This is a genomic window from Microvirga sp. GN3, assembly GCF_055792825.1.
Window position 1 is genome coordinate 1 of sequence record NZ_JBVVAK010000068.1, and the last position, 20,993, is coordinate 20,993.

Sequence of the window (20,993 nt, forward strand, 5' to 3'; positions counted from 1 at the left end):
ATCCACCTGCCGCAGTTTCGCGACGATGTCCTCGGCCGTGTGTCTCTTCTTGCTCATTCGCTTGTCCTCCATTCGGCTTGAAAGCCATACATCAGGGAGGACCACTTCTCAGGGGGCAGGCCAGAGGGGTCCACGCTGACACCGCGCTCCTGCATCATCTCGGCCAGATCCCGGTAGCTGATGCCATATTTGCAGTACCAGCGCACGCACAGCAGGATGATCTCGACGGGAAAGCGACGGCGCTTGAACAGGGACAACAGGACGGCTCCTCGACTGGCCGCCCTTCATTAAACTGCCAAGGTTAATGCAACGGAGCCCCCGCTTCGTGGAGGGCAGTCAGCCCCGCTAAAACAGCCTCGCTGACAGGCTTTTAGGCTCCGGTGGGTCCTATCCCCCCGGAGCTTTTCTTTTGCCCGTCAAATGACGAAGAAATCGTGGTAGGACAGCTTCAGACCCTTCTTCAGCGCGGCGAACTCCACCGCGGCCTTCGCCCCGGAGCCATCGGCATCATAGGACAGCACGCCCGTCTTGCCGTCGTAGATAAGATAGTCGTTCTTGTCCTGGGCATGGTCGCCGATGGTGAAGAACGCCTTCTTCAGCTTGGCCGGATGGTCCTCCGAACCCTTGCCTCCGAGCTTCTTGAAGACAGCGTTGTCGAGCCAGAATGAGTCAGCCTTCACGCTGAAATCGGCAACCTTGTCGAAGTTCACCTTGCGATCGGTACGGCTGGTGCCGAGTTTGGCATCGAACACGAACGCGTCCAATCCCCAGCCGCCGGTGAGCGTGTCGTTGCCCGATCCGCCGACGAGATGGTCGTTGCCGGACTGGCCGTACAGCTTGTCGTTACCAGACCCGCCGGTGAGCCTGTCGTTCCCGCTGCCGCCCCAGAAGGGGTCAAACCGAGTCACCTTGTTGCCATTGATCTTAAGCCCAATCGAAATTGTGTTGTCGTTTTCGTAATCTTCTTGGAAGTAGTTCATATAATCTGTTGTGACCTGCAGCCTGTAGATCCCGTTCCGGAGCCCATCGATAGCGATGTACTGGCCCGGGAGGGTGGATTGGTACCAGTCCGCCCAGCCTGCCGAAATTCCTTGGTAGTCGCAGGTGTAAAAGGCAACGGGGTCTGCCGAGGAGCTCACCGGTGTTGTGTCCGTGAGGCAAAACGCCTGCTTATAACTGTCCCCGACTTTCCGGCCCTGTGAGTCGAACAGGGTATACTTATTGAAGTCTGTGAGGTGGTAGTGACCGTGTCCGGACGAAAATACGAACAGGTCTGGGTTGTCCTCCGGCCGCCCGACGTCCAAGGCCTTGTTTCCCGCGTTGTATGAAGCGAAGTCGAAGCGCAACAGCTTATGCGTTCCCGTTGTGATCACGCCATCCACGACATCATGACTGGTAGGTGTGAAAGTCTCTCTACTGATAGAGAAGTCACGCGCCATCGGCCGAAGATTGACGCCCATACTTACCTCCATTGACTATGAGCCGGCAGCAGTAGCAAGCCTTACTGAGTGAATCATCAGGGGCATCACAGACTTGCGAAAAATAATCGACAAGCGAATTTCTCACAGCCAATCATCTGAACAATTCTCTATTAATAGGTACTAGATATTAAGAGGGATAATACTGATGGTATGTGAGGATTAAACCTTGTGGAGCATTTCTCTAGAACAGCCCTGCGGTGCGTGAGTACGCCAATTCCGCGGAAGCGCCTTTGTGGAACAGGCTAGAACCGCTCTGCGGGGCCGAGTTCTCCTTCATCCGACGTCGACACCACCCAGAAATGGGATACTTAGGCGATTAGCGGAGACAGGAGGGGATTAGGGCTGGTGGCTGAGGATCGAACGGACGAGTGATCATCCCTGAACTTTTCGACAATCATCGACTTGCCCATGCCGCTGTCGCCATAGATTGCGAGCGAGGGCATCCGGGTCGCGCGAGGAAAGGCAAGCAGATACTCGAACTGGTTAAGCACCTGCCGGGCCCGCGGGTATGGAATCCAGCGCTTCGACCGGATGAAGTAGATCCGCTCGTGGTCAGGTCTGGTTAGGACCTGTGCGGCATCCTCGGTCAGGTGGGCTGGCGTGTCGATCATGCTGACGGCTCTCCGCGGCTTCAAGAGCCGTAGGTTGACGCGAGTCGATACCCTTGAGCGAGCCGAATTCGACGCCATCCCCGAAAGAGTTCAGCGCGTCCATAGGTCTCTGGCGCGCCTGAACCGTCTTCTGGATAGCCTCGTCAATAATGCGCCGCTGAGCGAGGGCCGTCCGATGCAAATGGTCCGTGTTGCGCTCGGCTCGCCCTGTCGCGCGCTGGCGATGCTGCGCTGCAGTCCATTCCCGCAGCGTCAGGGAAGGAAAGGCAAGATTGCGGGTCCGGGCTTCGACAAAATGCCCTGATGGACGCTGCACGAAGATCCGTGAGATATCCCGAGGGTCGTATTTGATAAGGACCTCCTGATCGAGCCGGCCGACATCGGCTGAGAGGACGGTCGACCAGTAGGCAATTCCGTGCAGGTGGACGCCGTCGGGCCGAAGCTTGCGGTGGACATCGGGCAAAAAGGAAACCCAGAATGCCATGCGGTCCAGGGGCATCCTTAGCGCCAGACTCGCCTCGTTCTCACGCCAGACCGCGATCGGCGGGCGCTGAAGAGCACGGTGGATCTCATGATGGTAGCGTCCCGCGATCTCCCACCCGATGATACACTCCAGTTCGCGAAGGGTCAGTGCCGAGACCTTCTGCGGGTCGATTTCACCGCGCTGGGATAGATTGCTCCCTGTCGAACCCGGCAGGAGGTGAACGCGCCCCATCATGGTGCCGATGAGGCGCTCAATGTGACCGCCATAGTGAGGTGTTCCGGGCGGACGCCAGACCGTTGCGATGCCCTCATTCCGGCATGCTCCGACGAAGGCACGCGAGCGGAAGTCTGCACCGTTGTCGACATGCACGGTTTCGGGCAGCCCGGCCACGGGCCAGACCGTATCGATTCCTCGCTCCTGTAACCATGCCGTTTTATCCTAGACCGCGTGCAGCATGCACAGGCTAACCGAGACCCGCGACGGTGGATCGAGCGACAGATGAAAGCCGGTCACCATCCGCGTGAAGATGTCGATTGCAAGCGTCAGCCAGGGGCGGCGCTCGATTGGCTTACGGGTGACCTCATCGACAAGAAAAATATCAACCTGAGTATGGTCGATCTGCACAATCTCCAGAGGGCGCGTGGCGACGTCTCCAGGAATGGCCCGGGTTGCCTTGATGCCTTGCGTGTCGCGGCGCTTAAGCGCGCGGACGCGCCGATCAATGGCATCAACCCGCGCTTTGACCGTGCGTCTGTCGGGTGCAGGCCAGCCCTTTGCAGCAAAACGGGCGTGGATCTGCTCGACGAGGTAGGTCAGGGTCGGGCGGCTGGGGTGAAGGTAGATCTCCCGGATCATTTTGGCGATGAGCGCCTCGCGCGCTTTATCGAGCACGAACGTGCCTTGTCGCCGCCCACGCGATCGCGGTTCGAGCGCCTGCACCGTTTGGGCGGTTCGGTAGGCTTCGATCAGCCGGTACAGAGTAGCTCGGCTGACCCCTAGCTCCCACGCGACATCTGCAACATCGCTGCTGTTGAGGCGATTGCCTTCATGACGGTTGAGCAATTCACGGATGGCGGTCTCACGGCGACAACCCTCGGCCCATCGCCGATGCCGCTCCTCGTCGCTCACCCTGCCCTCAAAAATGACGCCAACGTTGGGAGGCAATCGTCTCAAAAGAAATGTACAAAGCCAATCAAATTCTCAAATTAAATGTATAATTCCAAATTAAGTGCTCAAAGCTAAGAAGCTGGTGAGCAATTTTATTGCTCGATCCAAGTGATTGATTCAACATAGGTTTGGTGCTGGGCCGCTGCGGTGGATTTGGGCTGTTTGACGATCCGGGAGCCCTGCCATGGATGCCGGTTCCTACGCCAGTGATCTCACCGATGCGGAATGGGCGCTGCTTGAGCCGCTGATCGCCCGTAGCCACCCCGCCGGGCGACGACAGACCTATCCATTACGGCGCATCGCCGACGCCATCTTCTACCTGCTCCGGACAGGAGCCCAATGGCGGATGCTGCCGCACGAATATCCCCCGCGCTACGCCGTCTTCTACCATTCTGCTCAGTGGCGCGAGAACGGCACGTGGGAGCACATCACTCAGGCGCTGCGCGAGAGATATCGGCGCACGATCGGCCGGTCTTCTCAACCGAGTGCGGCGATCCTCGACAGCCAGTCAGTCAAGACCACCGAGATGGGCGGACCACGTGGTTATGATGGTGGCAAAAAGATCAAGGGCCGCAAGCGCCATCTTCTTGTTGATACGCAAGGCAATCTGCTGAAGAACAAGGTGCAGCCCGCCGACATCCATGACCGCGCCGGAGCTGAGGTCTTGTTGGAGGGTCTGCAGCATCTGTTTCCGGCCATCGAGCTGATGTGGGCAGACACCGCTTATCGAGGTTTGCGGGACTGGCTTCAGAAAGCCCTGGGCTGGAGATTATCCATCCCGCAGCATTGGTGGAGCGGCGGAACCTGGATGCGGATTGACGCAGAGCCACCGACGCGCCCGAGCGGCTTTCAGGTGCTCGCACGCCGATGGGTGGTGGAGCGAACCATCGGTTGGCTGACCACCAATCGTCGCCTCGCCAAGGACTATGAGCGCTTCGTCGAAACCGGCGAGATGCTGCTCTATCTCGCGATGAGCCGCATCCTGCTGCGCCGTCTCACGCGAAAAGGCGAAAGATAATTGCTCACCAGCCTCTAAGTGCTTGAAAACGCTCACCACGATGTCTCACACCAAGATGTCAACGGACACTTCCGATCCAACGCTGCCAAGAGGCTCAAAAGGCTTATTCCCTCAAAGCGAGATCAGGTCGCCGGGATAGACCGGCTGGAAGCCGTGATGCTAGCCGTGCAGCGCGATGGCGATGGCCAAGAGCCCGATCCAATCGACAGCATCATGCCGCATCGGGCTCCTGCGGTTTCGGGCTGTAGACGCGCACAATGGGGAAGGCGACCGGCGTGCCGTCCTGGTCCTCGACCTGGAGTTGCTTGGCGTCGCGCCACTTGTCGGGCTGGCGGTTCTTGAGCCAGTTCAACGCCGCACCGGGATCGGGCGGGATGTGTGTGGTTGTCTCGGCCCGGATGATCTCGCCCTGGAAGCAGAAAATCTTCTCGGTCTTGATATCGTAGCCGGTGCAGCGCTTGTAGAAGCCCATGACGACATTGCCGTCCGCAGGCACCTTCCCGCGCGTGACTGCCTGGGAAAACTCCTCGTGCCGCCGCTTCCACTCGTAGAACGTCGTGATGTCGATCTCGAAGAAGGCAGCTATCTCTTCGTCGGTGTGACTGAGCAGGGCCAGCTTGTACGCGTGCTCGGGATGATAGTCGGGATCGTACTTGGTCGGACGTCCGGCGGGCATCACGCTCTCTCCGGGATGTAGCGCAGCGGATGGATCTCCATGGCCTCCTCCGAGAGCGCGTCGTTGAACGCGACCATCGCGCGCGGGCCGATGGCCTTCATCTCGGCCATCTTCTCCGTGAGCACCCGCGCCAGCCACTTAAGGCATTTATGGCATAGCCCCAGAGGGGTATATTGGGAACGAAGCAGCCGTCAATCGATGCAATGGAAGGGCTGCTTGATATCTCCCAATCGGGGAGGACACTATGGGACGCAAATTCATCGACTGCCGAGCCTTTCCGAGTGAGATGAACTGCTCGCTCATCATCATTGCCGATACTGAGGGCGAACTCCTGGAGGCGGCGGTCCAGCATGCCGTTGCCGTGCACGGGCATCAGGACACACCCGAACTGCGGGATCAACTCAGAGGCGCCATCAAGGATGGCATGCCGTCTGAGGAGGCCCCAAGCCGCGCCGCATGATGAATTAAGCGTGGCTTGGATGACATCGCGGCGCGTTGCCTTGGCCACTGCTGGCCACAGGGAGTCTTCGGATCTTGATCTGGATGGCCGACTGCCCGGCGATTTGACGAGCCGCACGTTGGAAGAAGCGCGCGAGCAGGATCTGGAATTGGCCAAGGCAGTGAACGTGTCGATCATCTCCTTGAGCCGTGGCATGGCCCATACCGAGACGTAATTTCGCAGAAGCGCCTTGATGGAATGTTGGGAACAACGAGCCAGAGCCGAAAAAGAACCCGGCACATGGCCGGGTTCTTGGCTACAGGGGCCAGTCGTGAGCATCAAAACGGCTACTGAACAACGCTTGACGCCGTGTTCCCGTTCCTGGAGGAGGCGCTCAGTTACACGCTCCTGCCGCGCCGCGTGAAGTACCAGATGGCTGCGACGACAATGATGATCAGCAGAATAACCCACCAGTAGTCCATGATCCCGCCACCGGCTGCTCCGGCATCACCGGCCGGAGGAGTGCCGGGAGCAGTGGGTGGGGTCTGTGCCCAGGCTGACGAGACAGCCAGGAAGATGAAGCCCATCAGTGTTGCGAGTTTGCTCATGGATATCTCCGTTCGAGGAGGCCCAGCGCAACCATTCCAATATATTGCCAAGCTGGCCCTATCAGGGAACGCATCGAGGCAGGGCGTGTTCCTAGGCAAGCCAACCCACGGCGTGGAATGCGCACGCCCCGACGGAACCGGATCTCATGACAAAGGGATTACCCCGGCAGATGCGTTGATCTTGATCCCACGAAGGGACAATAGTCTCTCCCAGGCTGGGGGCAGCTACGACGGACGGTCTCATGATATTGGTGGTCTCGGTTGGAGCTCTGCTGCTGGCGCTCGTGGCGTATCTTGGGGCGGTAGACTACATCGATCCGATACCGGACCGGAGAGCGCACGGGCTCTCTTCTAGCCCGATGAGCAAGCGCCACCGATAAAAGGAAAGCGCCACCGTTTCCAGGGCGCTTCAAGGTGCTGCCCGCCGCTGCTAACCACGGAGCCGGTTCAACCTGCGTACCTACCCCCTTGCTCGGGGCGTCAGTTGGATAGCCGACAGGTCTGAGAAAAGCTTATGCTCGTTGAGATGATTCCTTGCGGTCCAGGCTTCGTGGATGGCGACCGATGGGATCAATGGTCGGTCGCCTCGTCTGGCTGTGCGATCCTGCTGCACTCAACCGGAGTGCTGGATTTCTCTTGGCAGGTGCTGGTGTGTCCACATGGCTTGACCCTGCAACGTAATTGGCTAACTGATTGCGCCTTGCCTTTCCTGGTATTGGATGAGTTATGGATCAGTCAGAGCAGCAGAAGCCGGATCTTCCAAGCATCACCGCCGACATCGTTTCATCGTACGTTGCGAACAATGCAGTTCGCCGGGCCGATCTGCCGGCCGTGATCGCGTCCGTACATGCTGCGCTCGAGAGGTTGGTAGCTCCCAAGCAGCTGGAGCCTGAGAAGCAGTTGCAGCCGGTCGTTTCGATTCGCAAGTCTGTCACGCCTGACTTCCTGATCAGCCTTGAAGACGGAAAGAAGTACAAAACGCTCAAGCGCCATCTCGGGAGGCTAGGGCTGACGGCCGAGCAGTATCGTGCAAAGTGGGAGCTCCCGGCCGATTATCCGATGGTTGCACCCAACTACGCGCAGAAGCGCTCTGAACTCGCCAGAAGCAGCGGCCTCGGCCAGCGGCGGAGGAAGACCGACGCGAAAGCAGTTGCAGCACCGGCGAAGGCCGCAATGGCTCCGGCTACGGCTTCAAAGCCCAAGCGCCACGCACCTTCTAAGAGGAAGACCAGCGAGTAAGCTACGAGGATCTCTCTGGGTGGTTTAGCAAACCGCCGTCCCAACCATCTAACTCAGGCGACGCTTGCCTATCCCTCCCTTCAAGGCTTGCAGCCTAACCCGGTCTGCTTCTGCCTTTAGCCGGGATCGTGCGATGTAGATGCCGTTGTAGACAGGCAATAAACTTGGTGGAAACCGCTTTTGGCAAACCAGGGAACAGCGCAGAGGTGCTCGGTAACTCCAAAGGTTGACGAGACGGGTAGACTATCAGAGGTGATGGGCGGGGATCGGCTTCGCTCTTCACTGCCGTTTCATCCAGTCTTTCCGGACGCGCCCATTGGGTCCGAAGGCCTCTTCTGCCGCCCCACAGGCACGGGTCTCTGACATCCGAGATAGAAGGCTGCCATAGTAGGAGAGGCGCTCGTCGAAGAAGGTGGCGTGGCGTCCGCCCTCCTGCCAGTCAGCAGGCTGAAGGTTGAGTTGAGCAAACCGTGTGCGAGCCTCGGACGAGTCGATCTGCCAGGATGGACACTTGGTGCCCAGCATTCTGGCCGCCACGAAGTCGTCCAAAGCAGCCAGCTGCGGTTCGCGTGTCTGGCCTGCGGCCGGGGATGACAGCAGAACAAGGGCAGAGATGACCAACATATGAAGGCCAGAAGATCGGGGTCTTGTGACCAAGACTACTGACTGGCTGGGCGGTACCATGAGGTAAGGTTGATGGCGGTTCGACCGCATACCTCCCTCCTCGTTATGCAGCCCATTTTACCACACCGGATGTTTTCAACCGAGGGATCCTATGCCGGCCAACGACACCTTAGCCCGTGCCTTGAAATGGGGCGGGTTGATCGCCGACATCGGCTTGTGCGCGTGGGCAACCTCAACCGCTGTAACTTCCTTCCATGCTGGGCTGGCCGCACAGCTATTGTGCAGTCTCTGTGTTCAATTTCGCGAAACGGGAGTTACGGAACATCGGCACAGCCAGCTTAGAAGAACAAAGATCATAGCCTAGTGGGAACGCTGTTGGTCGCAGGCGGATTAATTTTCGGTCCTATCGTGGAGGCAACAATGATCGGCTTCAGAATTCCCGCAGCAGCAGTGCTCTTGGCCGGCCTTACTCTCTCCGTTGGCGCAGCCGAGAACACCCCAACCGAGGACACGGCCTCTGGCACGTGGTGGCAACATTACCTCTGGTCCCAGAAATTCGATAATACCACGGATCCAGAAACAACCGGGTCCATCGCTTCTCCGCCGCGTCCAACCATGGATACAAGCCGCCCAGAATGTGTTCCGGCAGGGCTGAAGTTTAGCGATCCCCCGCTTCCGGATTGGCGTATCGGGTCTTGTTCGTAGACCGTGAGGCCGGACAACGCGTTTCGGAGCCTGGCCAAGTCGAAACGCGACACGTTCGGCCGTGCGCTGCTGGTGGGCGACCTTCCACGAGTGCGTCAGGAACACGGCCGCGATTAAGGCCAAGGCCTTGTCCGCCGGCCGCTTGCGAGCGCCATGCCACAGCAGCCGTTATCATACTCCAGGATAAGGAACTGACAGCCCAGGTGAGAACTTCTTGTAGCGGCGGTCATGACGCCCTGGCCCAGTGCTCGCAGGGCGCTTTTGGTGGATAGACATGCTGTGGGTCATTCTCCTCCTTGGTGCCGCTGGATTCGGCGCCGGCTACGCGGCTGAGCGGGCAGTCATCCCGAAACTCCAGTATCGTCCAGGTACCCCCAACGAAGTGGTTGAAAGATGCCGGCAGGCTGCCATTGCGGCGGCTCGCCCGCACGCACGCGAGATGGGCGCAGAGCTGATCCGGGTGGATGCGACCAGCGCCGGCGAAATGCGGCGCACCCGAAGCGGTCAGCGGGCGCCGGTGGAGGTTGGAATCGTCTACTCACGTTCGAGCGGGCGGGAAGCCCGCCAGGGCGTCATTGAATGCCGCATCGACGCTCGCGGGCAGGCGACTATTGCGGATCTTGCAGGCGCAGCACGCTAGGCAACTCCTGTCCCCGAGCGACCGGCGCCGCTGACTGGCGCGCAGCCCGATCTGGTTGCCGGGCGACGGCCCGCGGTGCAGGGCTGCTGCGAACGGCCCGTTGCTGTGTGCTCGCCGTGACAGTTTTCTGGAGGGATCCCGTGGTTCCGGGGGCCGCGGCGCGGCGTTGGGGCGCGGCTTTCGCCTTGGCGCTTGGCCCAGGGGTGGCAGGTTGAGCGCTGACGGTCTCCTGCTTCAGACGAGCGAGTTCAGCCTCGGCGGTATCGCGCGCCTTGAGGGCGGCCTCCAGCTCGGCCCGGGCGGAAGCGGCTTCCCCGCGGGTCTTTACCAGTTCCTCGAACAGATTGGCGCGAACCCGATTGAGCCGGGCGATTTCGTCCTCTGGCGACGCGACAGTACCTGTGACTGACGCGATGCCAAGTCCAACGGCGACAACAACTGCACAGCTGGTAGAACGCAGGATCTCTTTGGTCTGTGAACGTGACATCGGGGACCTCCCAACAGTATCCATCACGGCACGATGTTGACCGAGGGGGATCCTGCACTCGTGGCCAGCGGTCAGGTAGACCCGCTGAAGGAGTAACTCTTAGAGGATCTGTTGCAGCTTTGAAGCTTGCTGTACCTGAGTTACGCCACGAGGGTGGCGAGCGGGGTTGGCAGTGAAGCAAAATAACAAGAACCTGTTCAAAGGTCGACAGTTCACGGCGGAGATCATTCTGTGGGCGGTCCGCTGGTACCTGCAGTTCCCGATCAGTTATCGCGATCTCGAGCGCATGCTGGCGGATCGCGGCGTGCAAGTGGACCACACGACCTTGTTTCGCTGGATCCAGGCTTACGCACCGGAACTGGACAAACGCATCCGTCCGCACCTGCGGATGACCAACGGCTCCTGGCGTGTCGATGAAACATATATCCAAGTGAAGGGCGAATGGGTTTATCTATACCGCGCCGTCGATGCGACTGGGCAAACCATCGACTTTCTGCTTTCGCCCAAGCGGGATACGGCTGCCGCACGGCGGTTCTTCCGGAAAGCACTGAAGCAGGCACATACGGTCAATCCGCGGACCATCACGGTCGACAAGAATGCGGCCTATCCTATTGCGGCGAATGCTATGAAGCGGGGTGGAGAACTCTGGCGCTTTACCAAACTCCGGCAGGTAAAATTTCTAAATAACATTGTCGAGCAGGATCACCGGCGCATCAAACGACTGGTTCGACCAGGGCTGGGCTTCAAGAGCTTCACGTCCGCCTCGCAGACGCTTGCAGGTTATGAAGCCATGGCGATGATCCGTAAGGGACAGGTTGTAAATGCACCAGCGAATGACATGGGCGCTCAACGCGACTTCATTCCTGCCCTATTCGGCCTAGCCTCGTAACCAGCGTCCTTATCTGGCCATCGCTTGACTTCCGTCAGGAGTTGCAACGGAACCCCCGAATGTCCGGACTTGCGCGGTGAGCGGACCCCATACGATTGTGGTATTCGATATCAAATGCTACCCGACTTGATCCGGCCCATCATGTAGACTCCGGCTCCACTCCTGGAGTGTGCTACGTGAGAGTTGAAGAGGAACTGAAGCGGAAACGCACCGAGCAGCTTGGTGACATCGAGGCCTTTCCAATGCCGGACATTGCCGATGCACCGCGGCGTGAAGCCACCCCTGCTCGTGGCAGGGGCGCTTCCCCGGCGACGAGCTACTTCAGCGTCGCGACAATGGCGTCAAAGAACGCCATCGGGTCGACCGCAGCCTTCCCCGTTGGCTTGGGTTCCGCAGCGGTCTGCGCGATCACCACGTTATTGGCCGGATTGATGTAGACGGCCTGGCCCTGAATGCCGATCGCGGTAAAGGCATTGTCCTTCTTGGCGGCATCGGTCCAGCCCGTCCACCACATGTAGCCGTACTCAAGAGGTTTGCCACCCTTGAGCGTCTTCGGCGAGCTGGCCTCCTTCGTCCATCCCTCCGGCAGCACTTGCGTGCCTTTGGCCTTGCCGTCCTCGAGGAAGAACTGGCCGAAGCGTGCAAAATCCCGCAATGTCGCGCTGAGTCCACTGCCGCCGATCTCGACGCCATCCGGCGAGTCAAGCCACCACTTGGCGTCGGCCTCCATGCCGACGGGTACCCAGATCTTCTCCGAAAGGTACTCGGCGAGGGGCTTTTTGATTGCGCCGCGCAGGATCTCGGCAAGGACCTGGGTCTCGCCCGTGCTGTAGGTGTTGACGGTCCCCGGTTCCGCAGCACGCGGCAGGGCGGCCATGACGTCCATCGCCCCGCCGGGCTTCTGGGCGATCTGGGCCCGCAGCAGAGCCCGGCGGTCTGAAGCGGGATCCGTGTACTTCTCGTTCCACTTGACGCCTGAGGACATCATGAGGACGTCCCTGACGGTGACACCGTCGTACGCGGTTCCCTTGAGCCTTGGAACGTAGTCGACCACGTTGTCATCCAGGCTCTTGATGAGGCCATCCTTGACGGCCGCACCAACCAGAGTCGAGGAGATCGACTTGGCAACGGACATGGACATCCAGCGCGTCTTCGGGGTGTTCCCGCGCTGGTAGGTCTCGTAGACGACCTTGCCGTCCTTGAGAACAAGAAGCCCGGTGACCTGGTTGAGAGCAAGGTAGTCGTAAAGGTCGTACTTCTGACCCTTGATATCAGCGACAACCTTGCCGAGTTCCTTCTCCGACCTGGGCAGCTCTGACGGCGATCCGCCTGCCTTGATCGTCCGCGTCGGGAACAGCCTGTCGATGTTGCGGAACGTGTTCACCGCGAGGTCAGGGGTCAGCGCCCCGTCGTAGATCTGCTCGACATTGCCGATCGGCTCGTTGGCGTGGTGATACACATCCTGGGCGAGCGTGACATTCGCCCCGCCGAGCAACAGCCCGGTTGTCAGGACGGATGAGAGGCTGAGCGCTTTCAGCGAGATGCGGTGGATTGGACAGATTGAACCGGACATTTTCTTCCCTGACGCCCCCATTGGCGTGCATTTGGCTTAACGCTGGATTCTTCTGCGGAATCCCGAAGCAGGACCTTAGCAGGGCCGTTCCGGCTTCTCAACGCGTGCGACTGCACTCATCGGAAAGGCGCCGTCCGCTTCCACTGCCAATCGGCAACGGATCGGCAGGACGAGGCCGCATCAATCGGGTTCCGCAAGTGAATGAGGCAGACGATTGAAACAACGAGCATTGCACCGGGCACGTAGGCGATCTCTGCCTCCCAGCCCGGGTCGCAGGGTGTAAGGAATTTATCGTGTCGGGACGGGCGACCTGATCACTCGGTTAGGACAGCGAACTGTAAAAGAGACCAAGGAACTTCGGAGAAGCCACATGACAACGACCGCTCAGGGCACATCTGAGAACTTAAGCTGAGGGCAGCTAACGCAGTCAGAGCAGACGTTCGCGAATAGCAGGGGATCGTCGCTGCCTGACCCCGAGCGGACCATTACGTGGCAGTGCATTCCGCAACGCCCTGTTATCGGAAATCGGCGGTCGGTTTTCACACGCGCTCAGCAGTCGGCTTTACGTAGACAAGTGGCGTGTGAGGAAGCGGAGGGAGTTCAATGGAGATCGTGTCGCCGGGCTTCACCTCTCCGCCCTTGAGAACGATGCTCATGACGCCAGCCTTGCGGACCAGTCCCTGAGGCTGCCGCTCGACCAGGTGTTCAACAAGCCCAGGCTGAAAGTTGTTAATCTGGATACAGGGATTACGGAGACCAGTCAGTTCGATGACCGCTTCGGGACCAAGCCTCAATCTCGTGCCGGTTGGCAGCGACAGCAGGTCCACGCCCTTCGTAGAGATGTTTTCTCCGATGTCGCCAGGGCGAACGATGTAGCCCTTGGTGGCCACATACTCCAGCGTCTCCGACTGAATGAGGTGGACCTGCCGCAGGTTCGGGGTCTGCCCGAAACTCCTGATGTGAAAGAGGTGCTGGTCTGTCAGACCGGCATGCGCGTCGCCTTCGACGCCCCAATTCTCGATGAGGCGAATGACTTCCTTGGGGGTTTTGCTAAATGAATGTTTGTCGTTGGCATGCACGGACACCACGATGGGTGGGGAATTCGCTTCAGTCATCGTGGCTCCTCTAGGTACATCGTGCCAACCACCTGCTGACCTCTGACTTTACCCAACACTCAGGTTCGGTAAACGGTCTTACCCGAAATTCTGCCGTAAGCCCTTCGATGGATATAGCGCACAACAGACTCCAGGCTCTGAAGGTCTGAAAATGGCACGAGGCTGACCTAATCCGAACTTCTGCATTCGTGGCGCGAGCGGACCTCCTTGCATAAGTGCTCTGGCAATAGCCATGACCCTTGGAAAGGAGCAGTATCACCACGGGATGGAAGCTAGGCGCTGCGCATCCGGGAGGCGTCGAGGCTTCTCCGTCCCCGCAAATCAGCAGGAGATCCCTATGCGAACGATCATCGCAGCAGCGTTCTGTGCCTTGGTGATGACCACAAGCGCGTACGCGGCAATCAAGGAGGAGCCGGTCACCTACCAGGACGGCACGACCACCATGAAGGGCTTCATCGTCTATGACGACGCGAGCCAAGGCAAGCGTCCCGGCATCATCTTGGTGCACGAGTGGTGGGGCATCACCAAGCACATCCACAACGAGGCGCAGAAGTTCGCGCAGCAGGGCTACACCGCCTTTATTGCCGACATGTATAGCGACGGTAAGGTCACCGATAATCCCAATGACGCCGGCGCGCTCGCGACTCTCGTCATGAAGGACTCGAAGGTGATGGAGGGCCGCTTCAACGCCGCGCAGGCCCAACTCTCCAAGCATCCTTCGGTCGACCCAGCCCGCATCGGCGCCGTCGGTTACTGCTTTGGCGGTGCTGTGGTGCTGAATATGGCCCGCGCCGGCGCCGACCTCGATGCGGTTGCCGGCTTCCACGCCACGCTTGGCCTCAATACCCCTGCACCGGCGCCGGGCACGGTCAAGCCGAAGATCCTGGTCCTGAATGGTGCAGATGACCCTTTCGTCAAGCGCGAAGAGTACGAGGCGCTCAAGAAGGACTTTGATGCAGCGAAAGCAGAGTACCGGGTCATCGAGTACCCGGGCGCGGTGCACGCTTTCACTAACCCTGAGGCCACAGAGCTCGGCCAAAAGTTCAACCTGCCGCTCCGGTTTGACGCGCAGGCGGATCGGGAGGCGAAGGCCGAGGCACTGAAGTTCTTCAACGCCAGCCTTCAGAAGTAGCGAGTTTCTCCGAGCGCCGTGGCGTCAGCCGACGCTACGGTGCAAGGCCTCAGGTGATCCAAACTTCCACATTTGAGCAGGGAGCGGACGTTTAGACGATTGTCATCACGCCACGTTTGGCCCTGGCTGTGTCAAAACTCAAATAAGTCCGATCTCGACGCACTATTTGAACAACTTCATGCGTCTGCACCGTGAAATATCCGGTCGACTCAGTCCTGCACGACACAAAATTGCTTCATTGAGTGACACGTCAGCGTTTTGACACAATCAAAACCCGTTCCGGACCTTCAGGCAAATAACCGGAACCTGGAGCCCGCGCAGGCATCCGCTTCTCCTCAGGTCCCGCAAAGATAATACCTGCTGGAAAGGCCTCCTGGCACCTTACCGCACCGGGATGCCGTATTGCAGGCCGCCCTTGGTCCAGAGCGCGTTCTGGCCGCGCTTGATCTTCAGGCGCGAGCCTTCGCCGACGTTCCTCTCGAATACTTCGCCGTAATTGCCCACGTGCTTGATGATGCGGACGGCCCAGTCGTTGGTCAGGCCGATGGCCTCCCCGAACTTGCCCTCGGTGCCGAGAAGACGCTTGATCTCCGGGTTCTCGGAGGTCTTCATCTGCTCGACATTGGCCTTGGTCACGCCAAGCTCTTCGGCGTTCAGCATGGCATTGTGGGTCCAGCGGACGATATCGCCCCACTGGTTGTCGCCGTGGCGGACTGCCGGGCCAAGCGGCTCTTTGGAGATGATCTAGGGCAGAACGATATGATCGTCGGGAGAGGAAGCCTTCTGGCGAACGGAGTAAAGGCCAGAAACATCGTTTGTGAGAGCGTCGCAGCGACCAGAAACATAGGCTGCGAAGACCTCGTCAGAATTGGAGAAGGCCACCACTTCATACTTCATGTTGTTGGCACGGAAGTAGTCGGCGAGGTTCAGCTCGGTCGTGGTGCCCTGTTGGGTGCAGATCGAGGCGCCGTTCAGCTCCTTGGCGGCATCGTACTCCGCCCAATTCGTCACCCGGTGCCGTTGCTTGGGGATATGGTGACGGCGAGCGGCATTGGACTTGAACGGCACAGTAGAGATCCAGGATCAAGGAGGATCCAGCCCTCCTAGGCCATCCAGCTTCGGCCGCCAAATCGCCCATTCGTGCAACAAAGCCGGCGGAGCTTTATGCCAAGAACCTCTATATCGAGAAGCTGAAGGCGCAGCTCGCGAGCCTGAAGCGCGCCCGCTTCGGCCGCTCCTCGGAGAAACTCGACCATCTCATCGAGCAACTGGAACTGGCAATTGCCGATCTGGAGGAGAGCGAGGCTCATGCTGATAGTGAGAGGATGGCAGCGCGGCCAGTCGCATCCTCACCATCGGCTGGCGCGACGTCAAAGTCGTCTCTGGGCCGCAAGCCTCTACCGGCCCATCTGCCGTGTGAGACAATCGTGCACAAGCCGGATTGCACCTGCCCGAATTGCGGCGGAAGCATCTTCAGCACGATCGGCACGGATGAACGTGAGGTGCTGGAATATGTGCCCTCGCACTTCAAGCGGGTCGTTCACCTTCGTCCGAAGTTGAGCTGCCGCGTGTGCGAGACGATCATTCAGGCGCCGATGCCCTCGTTGCCGATCGAGCGCGGTCGACCGGGTCCCAGCCTTCTCGCGCATGTCCTGGTCTCCAAGTATTGCGATCATCTTCCCCTGCATCGCCAGAGTGATATCTATGCTCGCGAAGGCGTCGATCTCGATCGCTCGACGCTGGCCGGCTGGGTCGGGGCCATGGCAGCGCTGCTTCAGGTCTTGAGTGACAGGATCGGAACCCACGCCCGTGCCGGTGAAACGGTGCATGCCGACGACACCCCCGTTCCAGTCCTCGACCCTGGACGCGGCAAGACCAAGACCGGCAGGCTTTGGACGATTGTGCGCGATGAACGTCCATGGGGATCGGCCGTACCGCCCGCGGCGTTCTATGCCTACTCTCCGGATCGCAAAGGGGAGCGTGCCCAGCACCTGTTGTCGCAATGCCGGGGCTTCTTGCATGCCGATGCCTATGCCGGCTTCGACAAGCTCTATGCTGGCAATCCACTCACCGGCAAGACGCGCCTGATCCAGGTGGCCTGTTGGGCCCACGCCCGCCGCGATCTCTATAACGAGTTCCTGCGCAATCGCTCGCCTTCGGCGGAAAGGGCATTGGACCTCATCTCCGACCTGTTTGCGGTCGAAGCCGGGATCAACGGTTTGGACCCGGAAACGCGGCTCGCTGCACGCCTGGCCAGGTCGGTCCCTCTTCTGGAGATCCTGAAGAGCCATCTCGACACGACGCTCGCGCGCATCAGCGGCAAAAGCGAATTGGCCAAGGCGATCCGCTATATGACCTCCCGCTGGAGGGCGCTGACGGTTTACGCCACTGACGGGCGGCTTGAGATGAGCAACAATGCCGCTGAGCGGGCCATCAGACCTTTGGCCCTGGGCCGGAAAAACTATCTCTTCAGCGGGTCCGATGCCGGTGGCGATCGCACAGCGGTCATCTACACCATCGTCGAAACCTGCAAAATGAACGGCATCAACCCACAAGCCTATCTTGCCGATGTCATCGAGCGCATCGCTGATCATCCGGCCAACAGAGTCGACGAACTGCTTCCATGGAATTGGACGCCACGGTCTTAGTGTCCACTTGGCCATTAGTGGACACTATCCGGTCCCAGCCCGCGGCCATCACGCCACGCTTACCTTTCAACTCTGCCGTCACTGTCTCTCGGCCAGCGAGTACAGAGCTGCTCGTGATCACGCCTTCACCATCTGGCGCAATGCGACAGGGACCGCCCTCGTAAGTTAACTTGGACTGACTTAGCAGTTTCGCTGGCGACAGCCTTGAATACTCGGCGTCAAGTTGACAGCGCCTGATCAAGCTTCACGACTACAATCCGCAGTGCCTCAGCACGTCGTCTCGCGCAAAAAATCCATAAGCAACGTGGTACTCGGTGACGGCAGGCGCCGGAGGGACGCGATCTGCCGGATCTGAAAGGTCAACTCTGGACCATCGAAGTCCAAGACTGTGAGCAGACCGCATGCAACATCCGCCTCGACGCTTCGGACAGGAGAGCAGGAAATGCCGACACCGGCCGCCACGAATTCGCGAAGAAACTGATATTCGGTTGCCTGAGCAGCCACCTTGATGTCACTGATGCCAGTTGAGGCAAGGAGTTTCGTAACGGCGCGACCAAAGAGTGAGGATGGAGGTGGGGCGACAAAATCCCAGCGTTGAATTTCGCGTGCCTTGACTCGCTTTCGATCTGCGAGTGGGTGGGACGGCGAGGCGACCAAAACAAGCTTCTCGGCTCCGATCACTTCGGAGCGCAGACCTCGCGTCTCGTCATTGCTAAGGAAGCAACCAACGTCAGCAACGCCTTCACGAACCTCCTCAATGACATCCTCCTGCTTGCCAATACGTACGACAAGCTGGATCTCAGGGTGGAAAAGAGCAAAGTCTGTAATTTGCTTCTTCAGCACAAAATTGGCGAGCGAGCGCTGGCAGGAAAGGACAACGCGCTGCCCGGTGGACTTACGAATCTTTACTACCTCGGCGTGCATGTCGTCTGCTTCGGCCAGCAGTTCTCGAGCATGGAAAAGTACGCTTCGCCCAAGATCTGTTAGGCTAGGTTTTCGGCCGCGTCTCCGCTCAAAAACTTCGCCGCCGACATCGCGTTCGAGTGCCCGGATATGCTCGCTGACTGAGGGCTGCGCGATCCCGAAGCGATCGGCTGCTGCAGCAAAGCTACCCTCGTCGACAATGGCGACGAAGATCTCCATTCGGCGGAGCGTCACGTTCGGCATAGGTGAAACATATAGGTTATAGCCTATAAAAGCAATAGGGCTCCAGCCCGTTGCTGCCACCCGACGCTTTTGTAATCCTTCCACCCGTCACAAGCAGACGACGGTCGAACCGTCAGCTAATCGGTGCGCGAGCATTGAGCTTTAGGGAGGATTTCTTCAGCCAAGCGATACCTTGGCGGTTTGCGATCCCTCCTGTGGCGCACTCGGCGCGATGTCAAGGAATGAGCGAATGAACGTAGTTGGAATCGATATCGGCGGCACTTTTACCGATCTGGTCGGCTATGTAGATGGGGCGATTATTACCTCGAAGACGTCCACCGTGCCGGCGGACCCTACCCGAGGCGTTGCCACCAGCCTCGAACTCGCCGGATGCAGCACGGACCGGTTGGACGAGATTCTGCACGGCTCCACAATTGCCATCAATACGGTGCTCGAACATAAGGGCGCCCGCACGGCACTTCTGACCACCAAAGGGTTCCGTGACGTCTACGCCATTGGCCGCTCGAATCGCATCGAGGCATTCAATCTGTTCTTCAAGCGTCCCCAACCTCTGGTGCCACGCAATCTAACCTTCGAGATCCCGGAGCGGGTTCTTGCTTCAGGCGAGGTGTTGGAGCCGCTTGATGAGCAGGCAGCAGAGGCAGTGCTTGAAGCACTCGATGCTGAAGGCGTAGAGGCGGTAGCTGTCTGCTTCCTGCATTCCTATGCAAATCCCGCGCACGAGCGCCGGGTCGGAGAGATTCTGCGCAAGGCACGGCCTAACCTCTTCGTGACGCTCTCGCATGAGATCCTGCGCGAGTATCGAGAATATGAGCGGACCTCGACGACTGGCCTTAATGCCTTCGTCGGCCCGCGGGTGCAAGGATATCTCAAGCGTCTGGAAAATCATCTGCGCGATGGCGCCTTCCGCGGCAAGATTCACATCATGCGCTCCAATGGTGGCGTTATGTCCATCAAGGTTGCGCAGGAGCAGCCGGTCTCGATGATGGAGTCGGGGCCAGTGGCAGGGATGATTGGCGCTGGTCGACTGGCAAAGCTGCTCGGCTTGAAACAAGGTGTCGGTTTTGACATGGGTGGGACCACCGCCAAGTCCAGTCTGATTACTGACGGTGCACCCGCTATCGAGAGTGGCTATGTGATCGGCGACCACGCAAGCGGCCAACCAATGCAACTGCCGGTGGTCAACATCGTCGAGGTGGGTGCTGGCGGCGGTTCGATCGCGTGGGTTGACGGGATCGGCGGTCTGCATGTCGGCCCGCAGAGTGTCGGGGCGGATCCGGGCCCCGCTTGCTACGGCAAGGGTGGCCAACAGCCGGTCGTGACCGATGCGGACCTGATTTTGGGTCGCATAAACCCTCACCGTTTCCTCAATGGCGGCATGCCGCTCGACAAGGCTGCAGCGGAACGCGCCATGCAGTTCACGGTAGCGGGACCCCTTCAGTTGGGCACGCTGGAGGCTGCCCTCGGCGTGGCGCGTATTGCCGATGCCTCAATGTCGCTCTCAGTACGGGCCGTCTCGATCAACAAGGGGGTCGATCCGCGCGATACGGCCATGATCGCGTTCGGGGGTGCAGGACCGCTTCATGCCGTGTCCATCGCTCGCGAGATCCACATTCCTACCGTGATCATTCCAAAGTTGCCTGGCACCTTCTCGGCCCTTGGAATGCTCATGGCCTCCTGGCGGCAGGACTTCGTGCAGACGCTCATTGGCCGTATTGGATCCCTGTCTGTTGCAGAGATCGAGCGAGTTTTCAGCGAACTGGCTGTCGCAGGACGCGAGCAGCTGGAGCGCGATAGCATTGATGTTGCATCGGCGGACTTCCGCTTCTTCGCCGATCTTCGTTATGTCGGCCAGGAGCACTCCATCTCCATCCCCATCGAAAGCGTCGACATGCTTTCGGGAGACACAACGGAGATCCGCCGCCGCTTCGATCGCGAGCATGATCAGCGCTACAGCCAGTCCGCACCGGACGAGTCGCTCGAGATCGTGAGCCTTCGTCTGGTTCTGACAGCCGCGCGCAATGATGATGCAGCCGATGAATGGCTCTCATGCCCCTGGGCTCCCGAGGGCGAGGCGGAGTTAGGCACACGTGATGTCGTTTTCGACGATCCGTCCAGGCCGCTGAAGACCGCCATTTATTGGCGCCCATCGCTCGCTGCCGGAACCACCATCCGTGGACCGGCCGTGATTGAGGAGCCCAACTCCACAATCCTCATCCATCCGGACGATGAAGTTGTGGTGAGCGAGTTCGGCCACCTCGTGATCACGATTGCAAAGCATTCCTGAAGG

Annotated in this window: 21 protein-coding genes and 2 pseudogenes; 9 read left to right on the forward strand and 14 right to left on the reverse strand. The window is 59.4% G+C overall.

Annotated elements, in window-relative coordinates; translation table 11 throughout:
- Positions 1-128: 128 nt before the first annotated feature.
- The 5 genes and pseudogenes from ACS5Q1_RS26970 to ACS5Q1_RS26990 form a co-directional block, all read right to left on the reverse strand.
- Positions 129-257: pseudogene (locus tag ACS5Q1_RS26970) on the reverse strand (IS6 family transposase); the annotation flags it as partial.
- A gap of 159 nt (positions 258-416) precedes the next feature.
- Positions 417-1,460: a lysyl oxidase family protein gene (locus ACS5Q1_RS26975; protein WP_473101064.1), complete on the reverse strand. Its 1,044-nt coding sequence runs from the start codon at positions 1,458-1,460 to the stop codon at positions 417-419.
- A 329-nt stretch (positions 1,461-1,789) separates the two neighbouring features.
- Positions 1,790-2,092 (reverse strand): TniB family NTP-binding protein, encoded by a 303-nt coding sequence (locus ACS5Q1_RS26980; protein WP_473101065.1) that lies wholly within the window; start codon positions 2,090-2,092, stop codon positions 1,790-1,792.
- The gene (locus ACS5Q1_RS26985) at positions 2,034-2,966 is read right to left on the reverse strand and encodes a Mu transposase C-terminal domain-containing protein (RefSeq protein ID WP_473101066.1); all 933 of its coding nucleotides are present in this window, start codon (positions 2,964-2,966) and stop codon (positions 2,034-2,036) included. The genes ACS5Q1_RS26980 and ACS5Q1_RS26985 overlap by 59 nt, the downstream gene beginning before the upstream one ends.
- A gap of 48 nt (positions 2,967-3,014) precedes the next feature.
- Positions 3,015-3,704 (reverse strand): transposase family protein, encoded by a 690-nt coding sequence (locus ACS5Q1_RS26990; protein ID WP_473101067.1) that lies wholly within the window; start codon positions 3,702-3,704, stop codon positions 3,015-3,017.
- A 223-nt stretch (positions 3,705-3,927) separates the two neighbouring features.
- On the opposite strand from ACS5Q1_RS26990, the gene ACS5Q1_RS26995 reads away from it, so the two are divergent.
- Complete coding sequence (locus ACS5Q1_RS26995; protein ID WP_473101068.1) at positions 3,928-4,761, forward strand: IS5 family transposase; 834 nt, start codon at positions 3,928-3,930, stop codon at positions 4,759-4,761.
- Between the two features lie 211 nt (positions 4,762-4,972).
- On the opposite strand, the gene ACS5Q1_RS27000 is transcribed toward ACS5Q1_RS26995, so the two are convergent.
- Positions 4,973-5,437 (reverse strand): helix-turn-helix domain-containing protein, encoded by a 465-nt coding sequence (locus ACS5Q1_RS27000; RefSeq protein ID WP_473101069.1) that lies wholly within the window; start codon positions 5,435-5,437, stop codon positions 4,973-4,975.
- Between the two features lie 244 nt (positions 5,438-5,681).
- Between ACS5Q1_RS27000 and ACS5Q1_RS27005 the strand changes: the two genes are divergently transcribed.
- Positions 5,682-5,897, forward strand: a complete 216-nt coding sequence (locus tag ACS5Q1_RS27005; protein ID WP_473101070.1) for a DUF1059 domain-containing protein — start codon at positions 5,682-5,684, stop codon at positions 5,895-5,897.
- A gap of 10 nt (positions 5,898-5,907) precedes the next feature.
- Positions 5,908-6,111 carry a hypothetical protein gene (locus ACS5Q1_RS27010; protein WP_473101071.1) on the forward strand — a complete coding sequence of 68 codons (204 nt, stop codon included), beginning with the start codon at positions 5,908-5,910 and terminating at the stop codon, positions 6,109-6,111.
- Positions 6,112-6,274: 163 nt separating this feature from the next.
- On the opposite strand, the gene ACS5Q1_RS27015 is transcribed toward ACS5Q1_RS27010, so the two are convergent.
- Positions 6,275-6,484 carry a hypothetical protein gene (locus ACS5Q1_RS27015; RefSeq protein WP_473101072.1) on the reverse strand — a complete coding sequence of 70 codons (210 nt, stop codon included), beginning with the start codon at positions 6,482-6,484 and terminating at the stop codon, positions 6,275-6,277.
- A gap of 726 nt (positions 6,485-7,210) precedes the next feature.
- On the opposite strand from ACS5Q1_RS27015, the gene ACS5Q1_RS27020 reads away from it, so the two are divergent.
- Complete coding sequence (locus ACS5Q1_RS27020) at positions 7,211-7,723, forward strand: Ros/MucR family transcriptional regulator (protein WP_473101073.1); 513 nt, start codon at positions 7,211-7,213, stop codon at positions 7,721-7,723.
- 279 nt (positions 7,724-8,002) lie between these two features.
- Here ACS5Q1_RS27020 and ACS5Q1_RS27025 read toward each other — a convergent pair whose 3' ends face one another.
- Complete coding sequence (locus ACS5Q1_RS27025; protein ID WP_473101074.1) at positions 8,003-8,248, reverse strand: hypothetical protein; 246 nt, start codon at positions 8,246-8,248, stop codon at positions 8,003-8,005.
- Positions 8,249-9,326: 1,078 nt separating this feature from the next.
- On the opposite strand from ACS5Q1_RS27025, the gene ACS5Q1_RS27030 reads away from it, so the two are divergent.
- On the forward strand, positions 9,327-9,692 hold the full coding sequence (locus ACS5Q1_RS27030) for a hypothetical protein (RefSeq protein WP_473101075.1): 366 nt from the start codon (positions 9,327-9,329) through the stop codon (positions 9,690-9,692).
- Here the strand turns inward: ACS5Q1_RS27030 and ACS5Q1_RS27035 are convergent.
- Complete coding sequence (locus tag ACS5Q1_RS27035) at positions 9,661-10,179, reverse strand: hypothetical protein (RefSeq protein WP_473101076.1); 519 nt, start codon at positions 10,177-10,179, stop codon at positions 9,661-9,663. The two genes, ACS5Q1_RS27030 and ACS5Q1_RS27035, sit on opposite strands and share 32 nt — an antisense overlap.
- Before the next feature lie 172 nt (positions 10,180-10,351).
- Between ACS5Q1_RS27035 and ACS5Q1_RS27040 the strand changes: the two genes are divergently transcribed.
- Complete coding sequence (locus ACS5Q1_RS27040) at positions 10,352-11,068, forward strand: IS6 family transposase (RefSeq protein ID WP_473101077.1); 717 nt, start codon at positions 10,352-10,354, stop codon at positions 11,066-11,068.
- Positions 11,069-11,384: 316 nt separating this feature from the next.
- Here ACS5Q1_RS27040 and ACS5Q1_RS27045 read toward each other — a convergent pair whose 3' ends face one another.
- Both ACS5Q1_RS27045 and ACS5Q1_RS27050 read right to left on the reverse strand, forming a co-directional pair.
- Complete coding sequence (locus ACS5Q1_RS27045; protein WP_473101078.1) at positions 11,385-12,641, reverse strand: serine hydrolase domain-containing protein; 1,257 nt, start codon at positions 12,639-12,641, stop codon at positions 11,385-11,387.
- Positions 12,642-13,180: 539 nt separating this feature from the next.
- The gene (locus tag ACS5Q1_RS27050; RefSeq protein WP_473101079.1) at positions 13,181-13,756 is read right to left on the reverse strand and encodes an MOSC domain-containing protein; all 576 of its coding nucleotides are present in this window, start codon (positions 13,754-13,756) and stop codon (positions 13,181-13,183) included.
- 337 nt (positions 13,757-14,093) lie between these two features.
- Between ACS5Q1_RS27050 and ACS5Q1_RS27055 the strand changes: the two genes are divergently transcribed.
- Positions 14,094-14,888: a dienelactone hydrolase family protein gene (locus ACS5Q1_RS27055; RefSeq protein WP_473101080.1), complete on the forward strand. Its 795-nt coding sequence runs from the start codon at positions 14,094-14,096 to the stop codon at positions 14,886-14,888.
- 381 nt (positions 14,889-15,269) lie between these two features.
- On the opposite strand, the gene ACS5Q1_RS27060 is transcribed toward ACS5Q1_RS27055, so the two are convergent.
- The gene (locus ACS5Q1_RS27060) at positions 15,270-15,548 is read right to left on the reverse strand and encodes a hypothetical protein (RefSeq protein ID WP_473101081.1); all 279 of its coding nucleotides are present in this window, start codon (positions 15,546-15,548) and stop codon (positions 15,270-15,272) included.
- Between the two features lie 303 nt (positions 15,549-15,851).
- Positions 15,852-15,956 (reverse strand): annotated as a pseudogene (locus tag ACS5Q1_RS27065) (IS5/IS1182 family transposase); the annotation flags it as partial.
- 68 nt (positions 15,957-16,024) lie between these two features.
- Here ACS5Q1_RS27065 and tnpC point away from each other — a divergent pair.
- On the forward strand, positions 16,025-17,536 hold the full coding sequence (gene tnpC, locus ACS5Q1_RS27070) for an IS66 family transposase (RefSeq protein ID WP_473101104.1): 1,512 nt from the start codon (positions 16,025-16,027) through the stop codon (positions 17,534-17,536).
- 267 nt (positions 17,537-17,803) lie between these two features.
- Here the strand turns inward: tnpC and ACS5Q1_RS27075 are convergent, their stop codons facing one another.
- The gene (locus tag ACS5Q1_RS27075) at positions 17,804-18,679 is read right to left on the reverse strand and encodes a LysR family transcriptional regulator (RefSeq protein WP_473101082.1); all 876 of its coding nucleotides are present in this window, start codon (positions 18,677-18,679) and stop codon (positions 17,804-17,806) included.
- 253 nt (positions 18,680-18,932) lie between these two features.
- On the opposite strand from ACS5Q1_RS27075, the gene ACS5Q1_RS27080 reads away from it, so the two are divergent.
- Positions 18,933-20,990 carry a hydantoinase/oxoprolinase family protein gene (locus ACS5Q1_RS27080; protein WP_473101083.1) on the forward strand — a complete coding sequence of 686 codons (2,058 nt, stop codon included), beginning with the start codon at positions 18,933-18,935 and terminating at the stop codon, positions 20,988-20,990.
- Positions 20,991-20,993 lie beyond the last annotated feature (3 nt).

What these genes read in the sequence shown, in the direction of transcription:
- ACS5Q1_RS27000 (WP_473101069.1), bottom strand. Translation starts at nt 5,437, where the DNA reads ATGCCCGCCGGACGTCCGACCAAGTACGATCCCGACTATCATCCCGAG.
- ACS5Q1_RS27035 (WP_473101076.1), bottom strand. Translation starts at nt 10,179, where the DNA reads ATGTCACGTTCACAGACCAAAGAGATCCTGCGTTCTACCAGCTGTGCA.
- ACS5Q1_RS27025 (WP_473101074.1), bottom strand. Translation starts at nt 8,248, where the DNA reads ATGCTGGGCACCAAGTGTCCATCCTGGCAGATCGACTCGTCCGAGGCT.
- ACS5Q1_RS27030 (WP_473101075.1), top strand. Translation starts at nt 9,327, where the DNA reads ATGCTGTGGGTCATTCTCCTCCTTGGTGCCGCTGGATTCGGCGCCGGC.
- ACS5Q1_RS27045 (WP_473101078.1), bottom strand. Translation starts at nt 12,641, where the DNA reads ATGTCCGGTTCAATCTGTCCAATCCACCGCATCTCGCTGAAAGCGCTC.
- ACS5Q1_RS27060 (WP_473101081.1), bottom strand. Translation starts at nt 15,548, where the DNA reads ATGCTGAACGCCGAAGAGCTTGGCGTGACCAAGGCCAATGTCGAGCAG.
- ACS5Q1_RS26980 (WP_473101065.1), bottom strand. Translation starts at nt 2,092, where the DNA reads ATGATCGACACGCCAGCCCACCTGACCGAGGATGCCGCACAGGTCCTA.
- ACS5Q1_RS27055 (WP_473101080.1), top strand. Translation starts at nt 14,094, where the DNA reads ATGCGAACGATCATCGCAGCAGCGTTCTGTGCCTTGGTGATGACCACA.
- ACS5Q1_RS27075 (WP_473101082.1), bottom strand. Translation starts at nt 18,679, where the DNA reads ATGGAGATCTTCGTCGCCATTGTCGACGAGGGTAGCTTTGCTGCAGCA.
- ACS5Q1_RS26995 (WP_473101068.1), top strand. Translation starts at nt 3,928, where the DNA reads ATGGATGCCGGTTCCTACGCCAGTGATCTCACCGATGCGGAATGGGCG.
- ACS5Q1_RS26975 (WP_473101064.1), bottom strand. Translation starts at nt 1,460, where the DNA reads ATGGGCGTCAATCTTCGGCCGATGGCGCGTGACTTCTCTATCAGTAGA.
- ACS5Q1_RS27080 (WP_473101083.1), top strand. Translation starts at nt 18,933, where the DNA reads ATGAACGTAGTTGGAATCGATATCGGCGGCACTTTTACCGATCTGGTC.
- ACS5Q1_RS27005 (WP_473101070.1), top strand. Translation starts at nt 5,682, where the DNA reads ATGGGACGCAAATTCATCGACTGCCGAGCCTTTCCGAGTGAGATGAAC.
- ACS5Q1_RS27050 (WP_473101079.1), bottom strand. Translation starts at nt 13,756, where the DNA reads ATGACTGAAGCGAATTCCCCACCCATCGTGGTGTCCGTGCATGCCAAC.
- ACS5Q1_RS27020 (WP_473101073.1), top strand. Translation starts at nt 7,211, where the DNA reads ATGGATCAGTCAGAGCAGCAGAAGCCGGATCTTCCAAGCATCACCGCC.
- ACS5Q1_RS27015 (WP_473101072.1), bottom strand. Translation starts at nt 6,484, where the DNA reads ATGAGCAAACTCGCAACACTGATGGGCTTCATCTTCCTGGCTGTCTCG.